Source organism: Ferriphaselus amnicola (assembly GCF_000974685.2).
Taxonomy (GTDB): Bacteria; Pseudomonadota; Gammaproteobacteria; order Burkholderiales; family Gallionellaceae; genus Ferriphaselus; species Ferriphaselus amnicola.
The window spans coordinates 345,541-366,221 of sequence record NZ_AP018738.1 but is presented as its reverse complement, the minus strand read 5'-3'; the positions used below and the strand labels follow the sequence as shown (position 1 = coordinate 366,221).

The following is a 20,681-nucleotide window of genomic DNA, read 5'->3' as shown; positions in this document are numbered from 1 at the left end:
TGCTGTGACTCCCGCCGACATCCGCATCAGCCTGAAAGCCGCCCGTGAGGCGCTGCAACAGCGCTACGCCGCCAAGGCGATGTCGCCGCAGCGTCTATTACGTGCGCACTCCCATCTGGTGGACGAGCATCTACGCCTAGTCTGGCAAAGTTTAGCGATGCCACCGGAGCTGGTACTGGCGGCGGTGGGCGGGTACGGTCGTGGCGAGCTTTTTCCTAAGTCCGACATCGACCTGCTGATCCTGCTGCCGGATCAGCCCGACGCTCCCTTGCAAGAACTTCTGCGTCAGTTGGTCGGCATATTGTGGGACATCGGGCTAGAGGTCGGCCACAGCATCCGTACCGTCGGCGACTGCATGGCTGAATGTTCGGATGTCACGGTGCAAACCAATCTGCTGGAGGCGCGCCTCATCACTGGCGCCCCTCGGTTGTTCGAGGAAATGCGCCTAGCTTTAAGCGACCACCTCAATCGCCGCTCCTTTTTTCTCGCCAAACAACAGGAACAGGCAAAACGCCATGCCCGCTTCCTAGACAGCGATTACAACCTCGAACCGAACCTGAAGGAAAGCCCCGGCGGACTGCGTGATTTGCAAACGGTGTTGTGGATCAGCCGCGCCAGCGGCTACGGCAGCACGTGGCGAGAGCTGGCTGATGCTGCACTGATCTCGCCCTCCGAAGCGCGTGCTATCGCTCGCCACGAAGCTTTGCTACAAACGCTGCGCATCCGTTTGCACTATCTGTCTCGGCGCCGCGAAGATCGACTGCTATTCGACCACCAAGCCGCACTGGCCGAGCAAATGGGCATCCGCGCACCCAATGCGCGTCGCGCCAGCGAGCAGTTGATGCAACGCTATTACCGCACTCGCCGTGCCGTACGCCTGCTCAACGAAGTCCTGCTGCAAGCCTTGCACAGTCGCTTGTTCCCAGAAAGCGGCGCGACCTACCCGCTGAACGCACGCTTCATCGCCCGCGATACGCTGCTGGAAGCACGCGACGAAGCGCTGTTCGAACGTGAGCCGTCAGCCTTATTGGAGTGCTTCCTGCTGCTACAACAACACCCGCGCCTGACCGGATTTTCCGCGCCTACACTACGTGCGCTATGGCGCGCGCGTCCGCTCATCAACGCCCAGTTCCGCCGCGATCCGCACAACCGCGAACTGTTCATGCGCATCTTGCGCCAACCGCAAGGGCTGACTCACGCACTGCGACTGATGAACCGGCTGGACGTACTCGGTCGATACCTGCCGGCGTTCGGACGCATCGTCGGCCAGTTGCAGCATGATCTGTTCCACATCCACACCGTGGACGAGCATATCCTGATGGTGGTGCGCAATCTGCGCCGCTTCACCGTACCGGAGAAAATGCACGAGTTCCCGCTGTGCAGTCAGCTGTTGCGCGACTTCGCCCGCCCGGAAGTGCTCTATATCGCGGGGCTGTTCCACGACATCGCCAAGGGGCGCGGCGGTGACCATTCACAGCTCGGACGTGCTGATGCCGACCGTTTCTGCCGCCAGCATGGCCTGAGCAGTGAAGACCGCGAGCTGGTGATCTGGCTGGTCGAGCAGCATCTGGCTATGTCGTCCACCGCACAGAAGCAAGACTTGAGCGATCAAGACGTGATCGCCGCCTTCGCCGGCCGCATCCGCAACGAACGCCACTTGGTCGCGCTCTATCTGTTGACCGTGGCCGACATACGCGGCACCAGCCCTAAAGTCTGGAACGCATGGAAAGGTAAGCTGCTGGAAGATCTATTCAACGCCACACGCCGTTACCTGACAGGTGGCAAGATCGCCGACCAAGTGGGCGAAGCGCGCGAGGCAGCACGGCAAACGCTGGCGTTGTACGCCATTGCACCAGAAAGCTATCAATTGTTGTGGGCGCAGCTGGAACACGACTATTTCCTACACCACGAGCCGCATGAGATCGCTTGGCATTCGCGCCTACTGGCACACCGCGTCAACTCAGCTGAGGCTGTGGTTAAAGCACGGCTGTCGCGCATCGGCGAAGGCATTCAGGTCATGGTCTATAGCCCGGATCGGCCCCACTTGTTCGAGCGCATTTGTAGTTTTTTCGCTGGCATGAACTACAACATCGTCGAAGCCAAAGTACATACCACTCAACATGGGTATGCCTTGGATAGCTTTCTGGTGATGGATGCTTCGGGCGACAAGACACCCTACCGCGACGTAATGAGCTATATCGAACACGAACTGGCACAGCAGATCATCCAAGGCGGCGCACTGCCTTCTGCTCGGGGTGGGCGCGTCAATCGCCAACTCAAGCACTTCCCCATCACACCGGAGGTCATCATCGAGCAGGACGAGAAAGGTCGCCATCTCTTGTCACTGATCGCAGGCGATCGCCCCGGCTTGTTGGCGCGCATCGCACGTGTACTCACCAGTCACGACATGACCGTCCGTAGCGCAAAGATCAATACCTTGGGTAGCCGCGCAGAAGATAGTTTCTGGATCGCTGGGCCGGAATTGGTAACGCCTGCTCGGCAGCAGGCGTTACGGGAAGATCTACTCGCCAACCTAGCCTAAACTCAACTCTTGGCTTCAGCACTCCCGATGGGCGACACCAAGTTGATGGCAAAGTGGGTCAGCTGACTAGCCGAACTAAGATTCAGTTTACGTTTGATATTGGCGCGATGGGATTCGATGGTCTTCGAACTGCGCATCATCTTGAACGCAATCTCGCCCGTCCCCAAACCAAGACCGATCAGGTGCAACACCTCGAATTCAGTCGGGGTCAAACTGCTTATCGGCGAAGCTTCGCTCTTTCCACCGGTCATCTTCTGAACCAATCGAGTACGCAGTTGATCGCTGATGTATATCTCGCCACTCAATATCAGCCGAATGGCATGCAGAATGGTACTGGTCGCCACTTGCTTCATCAGATAGCCGCGCGCGCCCGCCTTCAGCGCCAACTCCGCATAGACTGCCTCGTCATGCATGGACATGATGAGTACCGGCAAGTCAGGAAAGTCCACATGGAGTTTTTTTAACAGATCGAGGCCAGACAGCCCAGCCAGTGACAAATCGACGATAGCCAAGTCGTGCTTGCACTCTTTGTTCGCCAACATCGCTTGATTGATATCACTCGCTTCATGGCAGACATGCAATTCCGCTTCGCGATTGATCAACATGGATATGCCCTCGCGCACGATTGGATGATCATCTACGATAAGGATGTGAGCCTTATTTGTCTCAGTGTATTGCATCTACTTCCTCCCAGTTTGTAGCAATTCGATCTTCACACACAGGCCTCCATTGACGACTGCGTCCATAGCTAGCGAAGCTCCTATCATATCTGCGCGATAACGCATCGTGTGCATACCCAAGCCACTGTTCGTTTCCAAGCTCGATAAATCAACGCCACTACCGTTATCACAGATCATGATAGCGATGCCGGCACTCGTCTTGGCAACCGTCAATTTAATTTTCGTCGCACGGCCATGTTTAACGGCATTGCTGATTGCTTCTTGGCAGATCCGGTAAAGATGGATCACTTGATTGGAGTCATCCACCTCGCAAGTCTCATCGAATACCAATTCGCATTCTAGCTGGAAAATAACGCTCACTTCACGGCTCAGCTGCCCCAACATCTCGCGCAAGCCATACCCCATCAATTCCACTGGATACAGGCTATGGGCCAAGCGACGCGTCTTCGCCACCGCGTCATTGACCAAGTCGGTGATCTTGGCTGCCGCGAGCTCCTCGTCCGGCAACTGCAAGGCCATCAATTTCTGCGACAACACCTGAGTCATGAATGCGATACCTGTCAACTGCTGCCCAAGATCGTCATGCAACTCCTGACCGATGCGCTGCTGAGTCTCTTCGCTGATACTGATAATGCGCCGCTCCGCCATGCCAGCCCGCTCCAAGGCCATCTGAGCTGACTGCCGTGCTGCACCCATCTCACTCACGGCTTTTTTGAACTTCGAAATATCATTGAACACCAGCAACAAGTAGTTGCCTTGCTTCAGTTCGATCTGCCCAAGCGTGGCGATACACCAGATATCTTTGCCGAACTTCGTATGTATCTGCTCCTCGAACTGCCTAGGCACGCCGGTACGCAGCACCTCATCAGCCATCGGCACTAAGCCCGTACCTCGCCACGAGGAAAACCGACGTAAATCTTCCTGCAGCAGATGGCTCAACGTAGTGCCCAATATTTTCGCAGCTGCATCATTGGCCAAGACACACTGACCGCGATCATCAAACACCTCAATGCCTGAGTCAGCCTTACGAATGATCGCTTGATACATTTTAGATAAGTCATCGAGAGCCGCCTCCGCTCTAGCACGCGCCGACAGTTGCCCATCCATCAAGTAGCAAATCAGCAGGTTCACCGTTACATTCGAAAAGAATATCTCCGCGCTTGGCTTCACCTGATGATCGATATTGAACAGCCAAAAAGCATACGTCCTACCCAGCGCAGCAAAAACGGCCATCAAATAAGCAAAGCTTCTATCGACGTACCTCAGTGCGAACAAGGTGGTCAATGCGTACAACAGTGACAAGGGAAGGTCGGGGCCGACGTGGTTGTCAAGAAAGAACAGAACAAACTCAAACGCGAGCACACACAGCGCCAAGTATATCTTGGGTATCTTTGCCATGAGCGCGTCGAACTGATTCATGCTCACATCATACCTCGCACAAGCATGTTTTGCCGCCGAAGCTGCGGACGAGCATCAGTAGTACAATATGCAGGCGGGGTCTCCCGCCTTTTCTTTTGAACATCGAACTATGATCTGGAAACCCAACGTCACTGTGGCCGCCGTGCTAGAGCAGGATGGCAAATTCTTGCTGGTTGAGGAAGAAACCTCCCAAGGTGTATTGTTCAACCAGCCCGCCGGCCATCTTGAAGCAAACGAATCGCTAATCGCCGGTGTAGCGCGCGAAGTTCTGGAGGAATCGGCCTACCACTTCACACCGCGCCACCTGATCGGTGTTTATCGCTGGCACTCCGACGCCTCGAACGTCACGTATCTGCGCTTCGCCTTTTCCGGCGACATCATCAACCATGAGCCGGAACGCAAGCTGGATGAAGGCATCCTGCGTGCAGTGTGGATGGAGCCGGACGAGATCCGTGCCACGCAGTCCCGCCATCGCAGCCCACTGATCTTGCGCTGCGTGGAAGACTATTTGGCGGGCAAGTGCTACCCACTCGATCTGTTAGTTCATTATGATTAAACACGTAGTCGTCGGCATGTCCGGCGGGGTGGATTCCACCGTCACCGCACTGCTACTCAAGCAGCAAGGCTATCAGGTCACCGGCCTATTCATGAAGAACTGGGAGGATGACGACAATTCCGAATATTGCTCGTCGCGGCAAGACCTGATCGACGCGGTGTCGGCGGCCGACCAGATCGGCATCCCCATCGAGGCAGTGAATTTCGCCAAAGAGTACAAGGATCGCGTGTTCAGCTATTTCTTGCGTGAATACGAGGCTGGACGCACGCCCAACCCTGACATCCTGTGCAACTCCGAAATCAAGTTCAAGGCTTTCCTCGACCACGCCATCGCGCTGGGCGCGGATGCCATCGCCACCGGCCACTACGCGCAAGTGCGCGAAGTCGATGGTCTGTTCCAGTTGCTCAAGGCGAACGATGCCAGCAAAGATCAGAGCTATTTTCTGCATCGGCTGAATCAGGCGCAGCTGTCGCGCTCCATGTTCCCGCTCGGCCATCTGCTCAAGTCGCAAGTGCGCGCCATCGCCCGCGAACACGGCCTGCACAACCACGCCAAAAAGGACAGCACTGGCATCTGCTTCATCGGCGAACGCCCGTTCCGCGAGTTCCTCAATCGTTACCTGCCGACGCAGCCCGGTCAAATGGTTACGCCCGAAGGGAAAGTGGTTGGTCAGCATCAAGGATTATCGTTCTACACACTAGGGCAACGGCAGGGGCTGGGTATCGGCGGCGGCAAGGACTCTTCCGGTGAGCCGTGGTTCGTCGCCGCTAAGGATATGGCGAACAACCGCCTCATCGTTGTTCAAGGCCACGACCATGCCGCGCTGCAAGCACACGATCTGACCGCACTGGACATGCACTGGATCAGCGGCGCGGTGCCCGATCTGACCTTCGACTACGCTGCCAAGACGCGCTACCGCCAGCAAGACGCAGCCTGCCGCATCACGCTGACGACGCAAGGCCAGCCACACTTCCACTTCCCCGAAGCGCAGTGGGCGGTGACGCCGGGGCAGTCGGTGGTAGCCTACGATGGGTCGGTTTGCTTGGGAGGCGGAATCATCACTTAAGTGGTGAGCGCAGCCTCCCGCTCATAACGACAAACGATTCATGAAAATTGACAAGGTGACCCTATGAGCCAGCCTACTCAGAATTCAACCAAGCCCTCCTCCGTTCAGCGAACTCGGAGTATCGAGCGCATCGTTCAGGGCGTCGCCACCTCGGACGGCGCAGGAGTTAGCCTCACCCGAGTGCTCACCGGCAAGCTGCAACAACGCCTCGACCCTTTCCTGATGCTGGATGCGTTCGGTAGCGATGATCCCAACGACTACATCGCCGGCTTTCCCGACCACCCGCATCGTGGCTTTGAGACCATCACCTACATGCTAGCAGGGCGGATGCGCCATCGCGACAGCGCTGGGCATGAAGGTTTACTGGAAAATGGCGGGGTACAGTGGATGACAGCCGGGCGTGGAGTGATCCACTCCGAGATTCCCGAGCAAGAGGAAGGCGTAATGGAAGGCTTCCAGCTCTGGCTCAACCTGCCCGCGCGCAACAAAATGATCGCGCCTTGGTATCAGGACTTTGCCTCTAGCGAAATTCCCGAGTTCGTCACAGCGGAGGGTGTCACGGTACGAGTGATCGCTGGCTCCAGTCACAGCATCGCGGGGGCGGTCAACCGCGAGGTGACCGAGCCCATCTATCTGGATGTGCATTTACCCACGGGCAGCACTTTTTCCACCAGCCTGCCAGCCGGCCACAACGCATTCCTTTACGTCTATCGTGGTTCAGCCACCGTAGCTAACACCCAACTGGCATCGCAGCGCATGGGGATTCTGGATAACCCATCTGACAGCGATGGAGTAACCATCAGCGCTAACGAAGCTGCACGTTTGATCTTGGTCGCAGGCCAGCCGCTGCATGAGCCGATCGCCCAATACGGCCCTTTCGTGATGAATACACAGGAAGAGATCCAGCAGGCAGTCGCCGATTTCAGGACAGGACGCTTAGCCTAGGCTCCAATGAAACAGCCCGTGACTAGCACGCGGGCTGATCGATCGGCACACGCGTCCGTTATTCCGGCAACGCGACCTTATTGTCAGTGCTGAACTGGTAGTCTTTGAAGATATGTTCGGCAGTCAATACTTGATAGCTTCCGTCATCTAGCTTGCGGCTGGTGTCTTTCAACCGATAAGTGTAGTGACCGCAGGTCCACAGTTTGAAGTTACGCATGTGGGTACACAGACAGGTCTTGTCCATCACCGAGATCTTCTTCTCGTTAGGGTGCAATTCGACTTCGCGGTTGTACGAATCGATATAGGAGCACTTGCCGTTCGCATCCAAGATGTAGCCATAGGATTCGCAGCCAGGACGAATGCCAGAGCCGATTGCCGGACTTCCCTTTAACATCCGCATCGGATAGCCGGTAGGGGAAACGCCATTGACCTCGATGTCATCCTCACTGGCCTTGAAGTATTCCTGCTGCACGTCTTTAGGCAGGCCGCACTCTGCGGCAACCGTGAAGCGTGTCGCCACTTGTACGGCAGCGGCACCCATCTCTAGGAAGTTGGTCGCGTCGGTGCCGGTGAAGATACCGCCCGCAGGGATGACCGGAATGTCGAGCTGTTCGGCCTTAAGATAGTCGATCACTTCCTGCGTAATGGTACGCAGATCGTATTGCGCCCAATCCATGCCGAAGCCCAAGTGACCTCCGGCCAGCGGACCTTCCACCACCACAAAATCGGGCAAGCGGTTGGTACGGGCATTCTTACGCAAGAAGAGTTGCAATGCGCGCAAGCTGGAGACGATGATGCCCAGTTTGGCATCGCGGAAGCGCGGGTGATCTTCGATCAGCGCGAACGAGCCAAGGTGCAGCCCAGCGGCCAAGGTAATGCCATCAATGCCTGCCGACAGCGCTTCCCACAGGCGCACTTTAAGCGTCTCCTTGGGGGCATTCATGGTCAGCTTTTCCATGCAGTTGATGAACACCATGCCCGTGCCGCGCTTAGCCTCCATCGTCTTACCGACGTGCAATCGAGTGGACTCGGCAATATGACCGAGATCAAACTTGATGTCAGACTTATCGGAATTATTCAGGTTGTACTTGTACTGCTGGAGTTTTTCTTTGACGAAATCGGTGTCATAACGACGATCAGAAACCGTAGGCAACATAGCGTCCGAGATATGCCCCACTCCTCCCAACCGCGCTGCTTCCAGTGCCAACTCTGCGGAAGAAATATCAACGCCCATACCGCCGATCATGATAGGCACCAACTCCTGCTTACCCCAATGCAAGCGGAAATCATCTACTTTTTTGGTCATTATGCGCCCCGAATAGCGGGCTCTCCTCCGTGCGTTGCGAAGGTCCCAGCCCCCGCAATCATTATCAAAATTTGCAGGCGCTATATTACCTTGGAATAGCGGGCGTGTTGCTCTCTGGTGCGCAAGTAATGATCGAACACCATGCAGATGTTGCGAATCAACATGCGTCCGCGCGGAGTAACTCGAATAAACTCTGGAGTCAGCTCCAACAGCCCTTCGGTGACGCGCTGGGCCAACTCGCCCAACTCAACGGCGAAGTATTCATCGAAACGGATGTCCCACTCGCGCTCCAATGCCGCTTTATCCAACTCAAAATGGCACATCAGATACTGGATGATGGCACGGCGCAGCTCGTCGTCACGGCTCAACTCCATGCCTCGCATCACCGGCAACTCGTCACGATCCAGCGCAGCGTAGTAGTCGTCCAGCTCGCGGAAGTTCTGACTGTAAGTCGCGCCGATCTGACCGATGGAGCTTACGCCCAGCGCCAGCAGATCGCAGTCGGAATGGGTGGAGTAGCCTTGGAAGTTGCGATGCAAACGGTGCTCGCGCTGCGCCACTGCCAACTCGTCGCTCGGCTTGGCAAAGTGATCCATGCCAATGTACAGGTAACCGGCATCAGTCATAGTCTGCACGGCCAGACCGAGAATCTCCAACTTCACTTGTGCGATGGGCAGATCAGCCTCATTGATACGGCGCTGCGGCATAAACACCGTCGGCAGGTGGGCATAGTTATAGATTGATAGGCGATCAGGGTCTGCGGCGATGACCTTTTCTAGGGTACGCTTGAAACCTTCCACAGTTTGCTTGGGCAGGCCATAGATCAAGTCGATGCTGACCGACTGGAATCCATTGGTGCGCGCAGCATTGATGACACGCAGCGTCTCTTCCTCGCTCTGGATACGATTCACCGCCTTCTGAACTTCGGAATCGAAATCTTGTACGCCAATGCTGATGCGATTAAAACCAAGTTCGGCCAGCAATTCGATGGTCTCATCGCTTACCTTGCGCGGGTCGATCTCAATGGAATACTCGCCGTCATCGACCAGATCGAATAGACGACGGGTCGCGCCCATCAAGGCGCGCATCTGCTCGTGGGTAAGGAAGGTCGGCGTACCACCGCCCCAATGCAGTTGCTCGACGCGCTGGCGCTCTCCACCCATGATGGCCGCCTGCATTTCCATTTCCTTGATGACGTACTGGATGTACTTCTCGGACTTGCTAAAGTCTTTGGTGATGACCTTATTGCAGCCGCAGTAGAAGCACAGCGTGTTGCAGAACGGGATATGGAAGTACAGCGACAAAGGACTGCGTTTCGCATCCGCTCCGCGCTTCTTCAGCCACGCGATGTAATTGGAAGGACCGAACTCTTTGCTGAAACGATCAGCAGTCGGGTAAGAGGTGTAACGTGGGCCATTACGATCCAGCCGCCGTATCAATTCCAAATCCACTTCAAGTGGCTGCAAGGCAGCTGTATCTCCCACTTAATTACTCCTGATAACCTGATTTTTTGAACCGGGCACTATGCCAGCGCCATTCGTTTACGAATTTGATGTAAATCAAAATCCGTGTCATATTACCATCCACCTGAGAAGTCACGGAATTCATCTTGCAACAAATCGTCGGTCGCTCCCATCTTAAAGTCACCTGTTCAGTATGTAGTCTGCGTGAATTATGCATGCCACTCGGCCTAAGCGATGCCGAAATGGAGCTCCTGGAATCGCTTTCCAGCCCTAAGAGCACCTTCAAGCGTGGGGATTTTCTATATCGAAGCGGAGATCGATTCACTTCGCTCTACGCTATCCGCATGGGCTTTTTCAAGACCCAAGTACTGCATGAGGATGGACGGGAGCAAGTGACCGGCTTTCAAATGGCTGGAGAGATTATCGGATTAGATGCGATCAGCTCAGACATCCATGCCTGTGATGCGATCGCACTAGAGGATTGCGAAGTCTGTGAGTTGCCATTTGCCCAACTGGAAAGCTTGAGTCGAGACCTACCCATACTGCAACGCCATCTACATAAACTGATGAGTCGAGAGATCGTGCGCGACCAGAGCATCATGCTACTCCTAGGCTCCATGCGTGCCGAAGAGCGTCTCGCTGCCTTCCTACTCAATCTATCCGAACGCTTTACTGCACGCGGCTACTCACCCACACAGTTCCAGTTGCGTATGTCACGCGAGGAGATCGGTAGCTACCTAGGCTTGAAACTGGAAACCGTCAGCCGAGCCTTCTCTCATTTCCAAGAAATCGGACTGATCAAAGTCCAAGTAAAGTCTATTCACATTCTCAATCCAGCAGGTTTACAGGAATGCTTGAATAAGTCGCGTTAAGTTTGACAGCCAAAGGGGTTGAGTGGATTATTCGCCCCTTGATTTAATCACCGGAGACTATACAAAATGGAACAGCAAGTCAGCGCCGATGAAATTGTCCGTGCCAAGCAATTGCACTCGTATTTACTGTTCGACTTTATCGTCGTACACGTTTTCATCTTTGTACTCGCGCTCAGTCTTTTTAAGACCAGCCCGCTCCCGATCATTCTCATGCCCATCCTTTCCATCGCCTTGCTGGGCAATGTGATCTTTCGTGCACAGCGTGCACTCACCCAAGAGACATCAGAGTTTGTGCTATGCCACAAACTCCTCGCCGGCAAACGCGCCAAACTCTTTCTGATCCTTTTTCTCGTTACAGGATCATTCACGGCGTTCTGTATTTTTGGCGGCGCTCAGTTTGGCATGAGCAAGATCACCAGTTATGCGCTAGCTGGCGGCATCGGGCAACTACCATTTATGGTCGCCTTGTTGGCTCTAGTGGTTCTAGAGTTTGACGCAGAGCATCAATGCAAGAGCGGCAAGATCCCAGCCGCAGCTTTGGCGCTTCGCCCCACCCGTCAGGACGATTAACAACTCATGGATAAGAAAATAATTTTGGGCGTAGTCGGCTTGATTGCAGTGACGATCACGCTGCTGCTTGCTCTACCCGACAACTCGGTCAGCACACCTGACACCTTGCCTTGGCACATCACCCACCCTACGCCTGACACCACTCGCGTCTTTGGCGTCACACTCGGAGTCGCTTCGCTCGCCGAAGCCGAGAAGCAGTTCAAGGAAGAAGCTGAGATCAGTTTGTTCAAGCCCCAAGATGGCGAGATGAGTGTGGAAGCGTTCATTGAGGAAATCAACTTCAATGGCCTGAAAGCCAAACTGGTACTTACCGTTGCCCTGTCTGCCGAGGAGATGACGGGCATGTTCAACCGAGGGCTGCGCATGAACAGCACCGGCAGCGGCAAACGCATCACGCTAGCTCCCGACGATCTGGAAACAGTTCGTAAATCAACCGTTGTTAGCCTGACCTACCTGCCTAATGTCCGATTGGAAGAAAGCATCCTCGCCAAACGCTTTGGCGAACCGGCAGAACGCATCTTGGAAACCAAGAACGGCGTGACCCACTGGCTTTATCCGCAGCACGGCCTCGACATCATCTTGGGCGGAAAAGAGAAACCTGTCCTTCAATACCTGCCACCTAAGAACTTCGCCTTGCTGCGTACACCGCTACTGACAAATGGTGAAGTTGTAAAGTAACGCTAGGTACGTATTACTTAGGCGCAGCCGAGTCATCACTCGGTTGCGCTTTTTTCTTGGGCTGACTCAGCAGCATCGCATCTTCATCATCGTCCAACAGAATGCGACTGGCATTACCTTCCATATCTTCGTACTGCCCCTTCTTCACCGCCCAGATCAGAATAGCAACAAAGACTAGACCAAAGAAGGTCATCCCTGGGATGAGACTGTAAATCACGTTCATTGTGTCTTTTCCTTGAATAGATTGCGTATGCGCGCTGCATTACCGATCACCAACAGTGAGCTCAATGGCATCGTGATCGCCGCCATCAGTGGAGTCACATGACCAAGCATCGCCAGCGGCACCATAATGCCGTTATACACGAACGATAAGCCGATGTTCTGCTTGATCGTACGCAAGGTACGGCGCGACAACAAGGTGGCCAGACGCACCTTATCCAGCTCATTCTGCATCAGCACAATATCGGCACTCTCTACCGACACATCGGTGCCTGAGCCCAACGCAATGCCCACATCCGCGCGGATCAGCGCAGGCGCATCGTTCACGCCATCGCCCACCATCGCCACGACCTTGCCTTGCTGCTGCAACTGATGGATCACACTATCCTTGTCTTGAGGCAGCACTTCTGCAATCACCTCCATACCACCCAATTGGCGCGCGATCGCTTCCGCCACCGCTTTGCGATCACCGCTCAACAAGGTCATACCTATCCCCGCCACCCGCAAGGATTCAATCAAGCCTTGCGCATCAACGCGCAACGTATCGGCCAGCACGATCACCGCCATATGCTGTCCGGCCACAGCCAGATGGACGCAGGTCTTAGCTTGAGCTTCCAAATCGCCCAAGGGGTGCAGGAGTGAGTCATTCGGTGCCACTGACATCTTTGCCAGCCACTCTGCCGTACCGATGAGCACCGTGCGACCATCGACGAGGGCCTCAACGCCCGCCCCCGGTGTCGCATGGAAGCCTTCGACTACCGCCTTGCGATAGATCAGCTCCCGCTCGTCAGCCTCTCTGACGATCGCGTGTGCCACACTGTGCTCAGAATAGCGCTCGACACCTGCCGCCAAGGTAAGCAGCGCCGCCTCATCTTGCTCCGCCGCCACCAGAATCTGCTCCACACGCATCTTGCCCTCGGTCAGAGTGCCGGTCTTGTCGAACACGAAATGAGTCACCTTGGACAAGGTCTCTAGCACCACGCCATTCTTGACCAGAATGCCATGTTTGGCTCCCAAACCTGAGGCGACCGCAATCGACATCGGCGTCGCCATGCCCAACGCACAGGGACAAGTGATGATCAGCACGGAAGTCGCAGCCATCAGCGCGATCTCGAAATGTTCCGACCAGAAGTAGAAGGTAAGGCTGGCACAAACCAGCGTAGCCAACACGAACCACGGCACGATGGTATCGGAAATGCGCTGGATGGGCGCCTTAGAGGACTGCGCCTCCTCGACCAAGCGAATGATCTTGGCCAGCATGGAGTCTTGCGAGGCGGCACGTACCTCAACCACCAATACGCCGCTGCCATTGATAGTGCCTGCGGCCACGCGATCACCGACTTGCTTGCGAACTGCCATTGACTCGCCACTCAACATTGATTCATCGACCGAGCTCTGACCTTCGCGTACCAAGCCATCCATCGGCACCTTGTTGCCCGGCTTGACTACAACGCTCTCACCGATCTGCACTGCACGCACTGACACGATCTTCTCTTCGCCGTCGCGCAACACCGTGGCAACGCGCGGCTGCAAATCCATCAGACGGTTAGTGGCCGCCACGGCCTGATGACGATACATCCCTTCTAGGTAACGCCCGATCAGAATCACAAACGTCAGGTTGGTGACCGTATCGAAATACACCTCTCCCGCCCCACCCAAGGTCACATAAAGTGAATAGATGTAGGTAACCGACAGCCCAATGGCGATAGGTAGATCCATGGTCAAGCGCGCGTTACGCAAGCCACTCCACGCGCCTTTGTAGAACGGGAAGCCCGAATACAGCAAAGTCGGAGTCGCCAGTGCACACGCCATCCAATGAAAGAAGCTGACGAACTGGCCACGATCCGCGCCACTGTAAAGTGCAATGGCGATCAAGTTTAGGTTCATCATGGCAAAGCCAGCGAAGAACAAACGGAACAGCATCGCCCGATTGCTGCGCTTCATCGCCCCTTCCGCCGCCTCTGGATCGTAAGGAATGCCTGAATAGCCTATTTTGGAGAGTTCATGAATGACAGTCGAGAGCTTGAGACGACTATTGTCCCAACGCAAATGCAGACGCTTGCCCGCCAAATTGACGTTTGCCGTCAGCACTCCTGGTAAACGCATCATGCTGCGCTCGATCAGCCAGACGCAGGCAGCACAGTGGATACCCTCAACCAAGAGGTGAGTGTCACTCAGCTCGCCTTTTGAGTGAACGAAGTCTTCCTGCACTTCGTCGAGATCGTACATCTCGATGTCTCTAGGCGGCGTGGGAGGAGGTGCCAACAACGTGCCCTGTGGGGTACGCTGATAATAGCCTTGCAGATTTGCTTGGTAAATAGCCTCGCACACCGACTGGCAGGCGAAGCAGCAGAAATCACGACTTGCTCCGTCGAGTTGACTCCGAAACTCAGCGTCATCCGCTATCTTCAGCCCACAGTGAAAGCAATCCAGATTGTGTGGTGCGGCGGAAGTTTGTGGCATCAAGCGTACCGCTATGGTTGTTTTGGAATCTCGACAAAGACCTTCTGTTCCATGTCGAACTGGCGGCCCTCATGCGTAACCTTGATGAGCAAATCCCAATTCCCAGCGCGGGAGAAACTCACCCCTCCCTCGTAATGTCCCGGTGACTTTTCAAACAGCTCAGCTTTGGTATCAAAGCTGGGATCGCCGGGCCATTGTGCGTTGATGATTACCTGCCCACCCTGAATCGGCTTGCCTTCACGACTCGTCAAATCGAACCTAAGATCGGCAGGGCTAGCCAGCAGTATGAATTTTGCCGCTCCCGGATCCGCCAGTGGGTCATTCTGCAACTGGTGGGGCGAGTATAGCTTGGCCTGCCAGCCCAAGGTCGAGCGCTCTGCCTGTTGCTGAACCCACTTAGCGTCGTATTGATTGTGAGCTCGAACATTGTAATCATCGTCCAGAACGCGCACGGGGTGTTGCGTCACATTCCAGTAGAACTTGATGTTGATGACCACACCCGCCAGAACCACGGCAAGCAGTCCGAATACCCAAGGATTGCGCCAGCCTTGCTTGTTCTTTTGCGAAATCATTTCAATACCTCGACTCGTAATGCTTGCACTGTAGTTGAATCTAGAATCAACGCTTCGGCCCTGTGAATACCGTATCGTACTCAGCCTTCATGTTTGGATCTTCGACATTCTCAACGCGGAACTGCAACTTAGTAACTTCGCGTGTCAGATTCTCCTCGGGAGCCTTGACGAAAATCGTGAAGCCCGATGCCTTGCCGTGATGCACCAACTGCTTTTTATCACTATCAACAATGACCTGCCCCTTCACTCCACCCTCAGCGCTCACCTTCACGTACAAGTCTTTGTCGGTCTTATTAAGCACCTTGAACATGTACTTATTCTGAATCGAACCATCACTCATGCGCACGAACAAGGGTTGACGTTCCGGTGCCACACGCAAGGTCAGCGTACCCAAATGGCTTAGACCATAGACGATACCCATCAAGGCGATCAGTAGAATCCCGATGTACACCAAGGTTCTAGGGTGTTGATACAGCTTCTTGACCGGCACGCCATTCACTTCATCCAGAGTCATGTAGCGGATCAGTCCGCGAGGGCGATCAATCTTGTCCATGATGGAATCGCAAGCATCTAGGCAAAGACCACAGGTGATGCAGCCTAGTTGTTGGCCCTGACGAATATCCACACCTGTCGGACAAACTTGAACGCACTGGAAGCAGTCGATACAGTCTCCCTGCTTAGGTTCATCAGCACTCGCAGCGCCTTTACGTAGACGACCACGAGGCTCACCGCGCTTCTCATCATAGGTAGGCATCAATGTCTGCGCATCACACATCACCCCCTGAATACGAGCATACGGACACAACCACAAACATGTCTGCTCACGTAGGTGGCCTGCCAAGAAATACGTACCCAGCGTAAAGGCAACTAAAGTGGCGCCTTCAATCATCGACAAATTGAAGTGCAGCAGATTTCCCCAGAATACATGAGCATCTTCGAACCAGATGATGACACTGATCCCAGTTAGAAGCGAAATCAACAGCCACAGGGTGTGCTTGAATGCCTTTTTGCCGAACTTGGCACCGGTCATCGGGGCTGCATCCAGCTTATGACGAGCGTTTGGAGCACCTTCAATCTTCTCTTCGATCCAAGTGAATAAATCAACCCAGGTGGTCTGGAAGCAGAAATAGCCGCAGAACACGCGCGACGCCACTGAAGTCACTGCGAACAACGTCATGGCAAGTAGCAGCAATAGCAGAGATACCATCCAGATATCTTGCGGCAGAATGGTCAGCCCAAAGATATGGAACTGGCGATCATTGACGTCCAGAATCAATGCTTGCTTGCCATTCCAGCGCATATACGGAGCAAGAAACAGGATCAGCCAGAACGACTCCGTGAAGTATTTAATCGAGCGATAAAAGCCAGGCATGCGTTTGGCATGAATGGTCTTCTCTCCCATATTGACGGCCCACTCCTCATGCTCGCTATACAGTCCAGTTTCGTTACCCACACCAGAGTTTGATTTCTGCACCGGCTCGCTCATAACTGCTCCTAAATTGTGTTAATGCCTATTTTCTAGACTAGTCCGAAGAATACGCTGCGCAAACTCTCAAGCGAAAACTGGCGCAGTGTATTCCTGCCAAATAATAAATCAAGAATAAAAAAGGAGGAGGCTAGCCTCCTCCTTTTGGGGAACAATAGTATTACTTGTCGCCGCGATTCTTTACTTTCGCGTTGTAGAACAACCAACTCAACGCAGCAATCACCGCGCCGAATGCGCCGGCTGTGCCGATCATCAAGCCCCAATATACGAAGTCATGTGACATATCAATTTTCCTTTCAAAAACCCGCACAGCTCTCACCGTGCGGTTATAGACCAATGGATACTTACTTGGCTACGGCTTCGGCTGCAGGAGCATCAGAAGCAGCGGCAGCAGCTTCAACTGGAGCAGGAGCTGCTTCAGGTGTACCACCACCGAACTTGTACACGTACACAGCCAGTTTCTTCATCTCAACAGCAGACAGCTTACCGCCTGCGGTGAAACTAGGCATCACAGCAACGCGAGCATCCTTGTCGCCGGAGTTCACGCCATAAGTGATGGTTTGCTTGATCCCTTCCACAGACCCATCGAAACGCCAGATCTTGTCGGTCAGGTTAGCAGAACCCATGGCTTGAATACCCTTACCATCTTCACCGTGACATGCCGTACAACCTTTCTCTGCGAACAGAGGGTTGGCCGTAGGAGTACCCGCTGCAACGGAATTAGCCAGCGAGTCGATTTCAGCTGCGGACAGCATGTCCTTATGGGCAACCATCATGCCTTGACGACCGCCGGTGATGGTTTCGTGGATAGTGTCCACGGTACCACCAAACAGCCAATCATCGTCATTCAGCACAGGGGCCATCAGACCTTGCTCACGCATGGCGAACTTGCCAGCCTGAATCGTACCCACGCCGTTCTGACCGTGACATGCAGCACAATTGTCACTGAACAGAACCTTGCCGGAACGAATCACATACTCAGACAGTTCAGCATCAGCCAAAATTGCAGCCGGCGTCATGTCCTTCAGCTTGTTTTCGTACTTGGCACGTGCGTCATCCAATACCTTTTGATCAGCAGCCAACTCATTGATCGCTGTCCACTTACCAGAACCTGGCAAGCCGACACCTTCAAAGAACGTTCCAGAAACGGCAATTGGAACAGCCGGATACATCAAGAAGTACACACACACCCAAATTGCACTAGCAGTCAGACCAAGCATCCACCACTTAGGTGGCTGATTGGTAAAGTCCGCCAAATCATCATCCCATACATGTCCCGTGGTAGGCACGCCACCAGCAGGGTTGTGATTGTCACTCATTTTTTATCTCCCGAATTGTTGTACTCGCCGTCTTCTCGCAGAGCCATATCGCTCTGCGAGTTGAACGCATCCTTGTTCCTAGGATTGAACACCATCACATAGACCACAACCATCGCAACGAACGTGCCCACGGCAAAGAAAACACCCAGCCAGTCGTTACTGGTCATTGCTGCCCAGTCCGTGTGTAGGTAGTCCATCAATTTAGTCACGGTAGTTCACGCCTTCTTCAAACTTCACGTGATTACCCAAGGATTGCAGGTATGCGATGACTGCATCCATCTCAGTTTTCCCTTCGACAGAGGCTTTAGCACCAGCGATTAGCTCGTCGGTGTAAATTGTCTTCGGCACTGGGTTGAATGGCATCTTGGTCATTACTTCCATAGTCTTGGCAAGCTTATCGCCATCAACCGGTGCATTTTCCAAGAAGAAGTAGTTCGGCATCACAGATTCAGGAACCACATCACGCGGATACTTCAAGTGCTTGCGGTGCCATTCATCGGAGTATTTACCACCAACACGTGCGATATCCGGCCCAGTACGCTTAGAACCCCACTGATAAGTGTGATCATACATAGACTCTTCAGCGATTGAGTAGTGACCATAACGATCCTTCTCATCACGGAACGGACGAATCATCTGCGAGTGACACAGGAAGCAACCTTCGCGAATGAATACTGCACGACCTGCCAGCTCTAATGGCTTGTGAGGACGCACGCCATCGCCAGGCTGCCAGTCATCCATAGTCTTATGCTCGGATGTAGCTGGATTCCAGACGATCTTATCCATCGGGATAACATTGCCATTGGTGTCTTTGTGCTGGGTACCATTAAAAGTACCGTCGCCACCCGACATACCTGTGTTAGGCAGATAAAACAGAGGCACGATTTCCACGATACCGCCAACTGCAACTGCAACAGCGGTAAGGATGAACATCAAGAGCGTATTTCGCTCAATGCTGTCTTGGAACTTGGTTGAATAAATGTGATCGTGATCAGACATGTCTCTCTCCCTTATGCTCTTGCCGCAGTAGCGCTAACGCCGCGTGCAGCACCTGCTTGACGCACGGTCATGATCACGTTGTACAGCATGATCCATGTGCCCAGATTGAAAATCGCACCGCCAACAGCACGCATCACGTAGTAAGGATGCATTGCGGATACAGATTCAACGAAGGTATAGGTCAATGTGCCGTATTCGTCATAATCACGCCACATCAGACCTTGCATAATGCCAGACACCCACATCGCAACGATGTAAGTAACTGCACCGATCAAGGCAACCCAGAAGTGCACGTTCACCAGCTTTTCAGAATACATCTCGGTATTCCACAGCTTCTTGACCATGTGATAGATCGCGCCGAAGGAGATCATGGACATCCAGCCCAGAGCACCTGCGTGTACGTGACCCACGGTCCAGTCAGTGTAGTGAGACAGCGCATTCACAGTCTTGATCGCCATTACAGGACCATCGAATGTGGACATCGCGTAGAACGCCATCGCAGTCACCAAGAAGCGCAGGATGTAGTCGGTACGCAGCTTGTCCCATGCACCGGACAGAGTCATCATACCGTTCATCGCACCACCCCAAGATGGGATGATCATCGCCAGAGACACAGCAGCACCCAAGGAACCAGTCCAGTCAGGCAGTGCGGTGTATTGCAGATGGTGAGCACCCAGCCAAACGTAGCCGAAGGTCAGTGTCCAGAAGTGCAACACAGACAAACGATACGAGAACACAGGACGACCGGATTGCTTAGGAATGAAGTAGTACATGATACCTAGGAAACCACCGGTCAGATAGAAACCAACCGCATTGTGACCCCACCACCATTGAATCATCGCATCTTGTACGCCAGAATAGATTGAGTACGAAGTCGCCCAATCCACTGGAATTGCCATGCTATTCACAACGTGCAGGTAAGTGATCATAACGATCATACCCATCGTGAACCAGTTAGACACATAGATGTGCGAAGTCTTGCGAATCGCTGTGGTCATGATGTGATTCAGACCAAACGACAACCAGACAACGGCGATCATGATGTCACACCACCAAGGCAGCTCGGCATACTCCTTACCTTGGGACAAGCCCATAGGCAAAGTGATGACCGCACTAACGATGATCAGATTCCAACCCCAGAACGTGAACCATGCCAAGCCATTACTCCACAGCTTGGTCGCTCCTGTACGCTGGACGATGTAAAAACCAGTCGCCATCAGCACACAGCCGCCAAACGCAAAGATCACTGCATTGGTATGCAATGGGCGCAGGCGTCCAAAAGTCAGTTGCGGAATATCAAAGTTCAAAAATGGCCATGCCAGTTCTGATGCAACATACACGCCGATTAGCGTGCCTACAACACCATAGATAACAGCCGCAATGGTGAACCATCGGACTATATCCATGTCGTACTTTACCGGTGTCGCTTCTTGAGTAGCTCCCACAGTAGTCTCCTCCCTAGAGAAATTAAATCAAACCAATGAATTATTCACACTTCGCAGTTCAATGAACTGTGAATGATTCAC

General features: G+C 53.9%; 20 protein-coding genes. 7 read left to right on the top strand and 13 right to left on the bottom strand.

The genetic code is table 11. The annotated features are described in order from the left end of the window. Positions 1–4: 4 nt before the first annotated feature. The gene (locus OYT1_RS01655) at positions 5–2,542 is read left to right on the top strand and encodes a [protein-PII] uridylyltransferase (RefSeq protein WP_062625640.1); all 2,538 of its coding nucleotides are present in this window, start codon (positions 5–7) and stop codon (positions 2,540–2,542) included. 2 nt (positions 2,543–2,544) lie between these two features. Here OYT1_RS01655 and OYT1_RS01650 read toward each other — a convergent pair whose 3' ends face one another. After that, the gene (locus OYT1_RS01650; protein WP_232013208.1) at positions 2,545–3,147 is read right to left on the bottom strand and encodes a response regulator; all 603 of its coding nucleotides are present in this window, start codon (positions 3,145–3,147) and stop codon (positions 2,545–2,547) included. 75 nt (positions 3,148–3,222) lie between these two features. Further along, positions 3,223–4,641 carry a sensor histidine kinase gene (locus OYT1_RS01645; RefSeq protein WP_062625642.1) on the bottom strand — a complete coding sequence of 473 codons (1,419 nt, stop codon included), beginning with the start codon at positions 4,639–4,641 and terminating at the stop codon, positions 3,223–3,225. Between the two features lie 109 nt (positions 4,642–4,750). On the opposite strand from OYT1_RS01645, the gene OYT1_RS01640 reads away from it, so the two are divergent. From OYT1_RS01640 to OYT1_RS01630, 3 genes are all read left to right on the top strand, one after another. Then, positions 4,751–5,197, top strand: coding sequence for an NUDIX hydrolase (locus tag OYT1_RS01640; RefSeq protein ID WP_062625643.1), 447 nt, complete (start codon positions 4,751–4,753; stop codon positions 5,195–5,197). After that, entirely contained in the window at positions 5,190–6,263 is a 1,074-nt protein-coding gene (gene mnmA / locus OYT1_RS01635) for a tRNA 2-thiouridine(34) synthase MnmA (protein ID WP_062625644.1), read from the top strand. Before OYT1_RS01640 ends, mnmA begins: the two co-directional genes overlap by 8 nt. 63 nt (positions 6,264–6,326) lie before the next feature. Further along, entirely contained in the window at positions 6,327–7,208 is an 882-nt protein-coding gene (locus OYT1_RS01630; RefSeq protein ID WP_062625645.1) for a pirin family protein, read from the top strand. Positions 7,209–7,266: 58 nt separating this feature from the next. Here OYT1_RS01630 and OYT1_RS01625 read toward each other — a convergent pair whose 3' ends face one another. Then, a complete protein-coding gene (locus OYT1_RS01625; protein WP_062625646.1) occupies positions 7,267–8,514 on the bottom strand; it encodes a nitronate monooxygenase in 1,248 nt (415 codons plus the stop codon). 80 nt (positions 8,515–8,594) lie between these two features. After that, positions 8,595–9,998: an oxygen-independent coproporphyrinogen III oxidase gene (gene hemN / locus OYT1_RS01620; RefSeq protein WP_062625647.1), complete on the bottom strand. Its 1,404-nt coding sequence runs from the start codon at positions 9,996–9,998 to the stop codon at positions 8,595–8,597. A gap of 125 nt (positions 9,999–10,123) precedes the next feature. Here hemN and fnr point away from each other — a divergent pair, with 125 nt between their 5' ends. The 3 genes from fnr (at position 10,124) to OYT1_RS01605 (ending at position 12,097) form a co-directional block, all read left to right on the top strand. Continuing rightward, complete coding sequence (fnr, locus tag OYT1_RS01615) at positions 10,124–10,849, top strand: fumarate/nitrate reduction transcriptional regulator Fnr (RefSeq protein WP_062625648.1); 726 nt, start codon at positions 10,124–10,126, stop codon at positions 10,847–10,849. Positions 10,850–10,915: 66 nt separating this feature from the next. After that, positions 10,916–11,419: a hypothetical protein gene (locus tag OYT1_RS01610; protein WP_062625649.1), complete on the top strand. Its 504-nt coding sequence runs from the start codon at positions 10,916–10,918 to the stop codon at positions 11,417–11,419. A 6-nt stretch (positions 11,420–11,425) separates the two neighbouring features. After that, positions 11,426–12,097 (top strand): hypothetical protein, encoded by a 672-nt coding sequence (locus OYT1_RS01605; RefSeq protein WP_062625650.1) that lies wholly within the window; start codon positions 11,426–11,428, stop codon positions 12,095–12,097. A gap of 13 nt (positions 12,098–12,110) precedes the next feature. On the opposite strand, the gene ccoS is transcribed toward OYT1_RS01605, so the two are convergent. The 9 genes from ccoS to ccoN all read right to left on the bottom strand — a co-directional run bounded on the left by ccoS (position 12,111) and on the right by ccoN (position 20,600). Next, positions 12,111–12,320 carry a cbb3-type cytochrome oxidase assembly protein CcoS gene (gene ccoS, locus OYT1_RS01600; protein WP_062625651.1) on the bottom strand — a complete coding sequence of 70 codons (210 nt, stop codon included), beginning with the start codon at positions 12,318–12,320 and terminating at the stop codon, positions 12,111–12,113. After that, positions 12,317–14,779: a heavy metal translocating P-type ATPase gene (locus tag OYT1_RS01595; protein WP_062625652.1), complete on the bottom strand. Its 2,463-nt coding sequence runs from the start codon at positions 14,777–14,779 to the stop codon at positions 12,317–12,319. The genes ccoS and OYT1_RS01595 overlap by 4 nt, the downstream gene beginning before the upstream one ends. An 11-nt stretch (positions 14,780–14,790) precedes the next feature. Then, on the bottom strand, positions 14,791–15,351 hold the full coding sequence (locus OYT1_RS01590; protein ID WP_062625653.1) for a FixH family protein: 561 nt from the start codon (positions 15,349–15,351) through the stop codon (positions 14,791–14,793). A 46-nt stretch (positions 15,352–15,397) separates the two neighbouring features. Beyond that, positions 15,398–16,837, bottom strand: a complete 1,440-nt coding sequence (ccoG, locus tag OYT1_RS01585) for a cytochrome c oxidase accessory protein CcoG (protein WP_062625654.1) — start codon at positions 16,835–16,837, stop codon at positions 15,398–15,400. Between the two features lie 160 nt (positions 16,838–16,997). Next, positions 16,998–17,120: a hypothetical protein gene (locus OYT1_RS13930; protein WP_269460708.1), complete on the bottom strand. Its 123-nt coding sequence runs from the start codon at positions 17,118–17,120 to the stop codon at positions 16,998–17,000. Between the two features lie 61 nt (positions 17,121–17,181). Next, on the bottom strand, positions 17,182–18,156 hold the full coding sequence (locus tag OYT1_RS01580) for a c-type cytochrome (protein WP_062625655.1): 975 nt from the start codon (positions 18,154–18,156) through the stop codon (positions 17,182–17,184). Then, complete coding sequence (locus tag OYT1_RS01575) at positions 18,153–18,365, bottom strand: cbb3-type cytochrome c oxidase subunit 3 (protein WP_145983653.1); 213 nt, start codon at positions 18,363–18,365, stop codon at positions 18,153–18,155. Before OYT1_RS01575 ends, OYT1_RS01580 begins: the two co-directional genes overlap by 4 nt. Continuing rightward, positions 18,358–19,155 (bottom strand): cytochrome-c oxidase, cbb3-type subunit II, encoded by a 798-nt coding sequence (gene ccoO, locus OYT1_RS01570; RefSeq protein WP_062625657.1) that lies wholly within the window; start codon positions 19,153–19,155, stop codon positions 18,358–18,360. Before ccoO ends, OYT1_RS01575 begins: the two co-directional genes overlap by 8 nt. Positions 19,156–19,166: 11 nt before the next feature. Then, positions 19,167–20,600 carry a cytochrome-c oxidase, cbb3-type subunit I gene (gene ccoN, locus OYT1_RS01565; protein ID WP_197714100.1) on the bottom strand — a complete coding sequence of 478 codons (1,434 nt, stop codon included), beginning with the start codon at positions 20,598–20,600 and terminating at the stop codon, positions 19,167–19,169. Between the last annotated feature and the right edge of the window lie 81 nt (positions 20,601–20,681).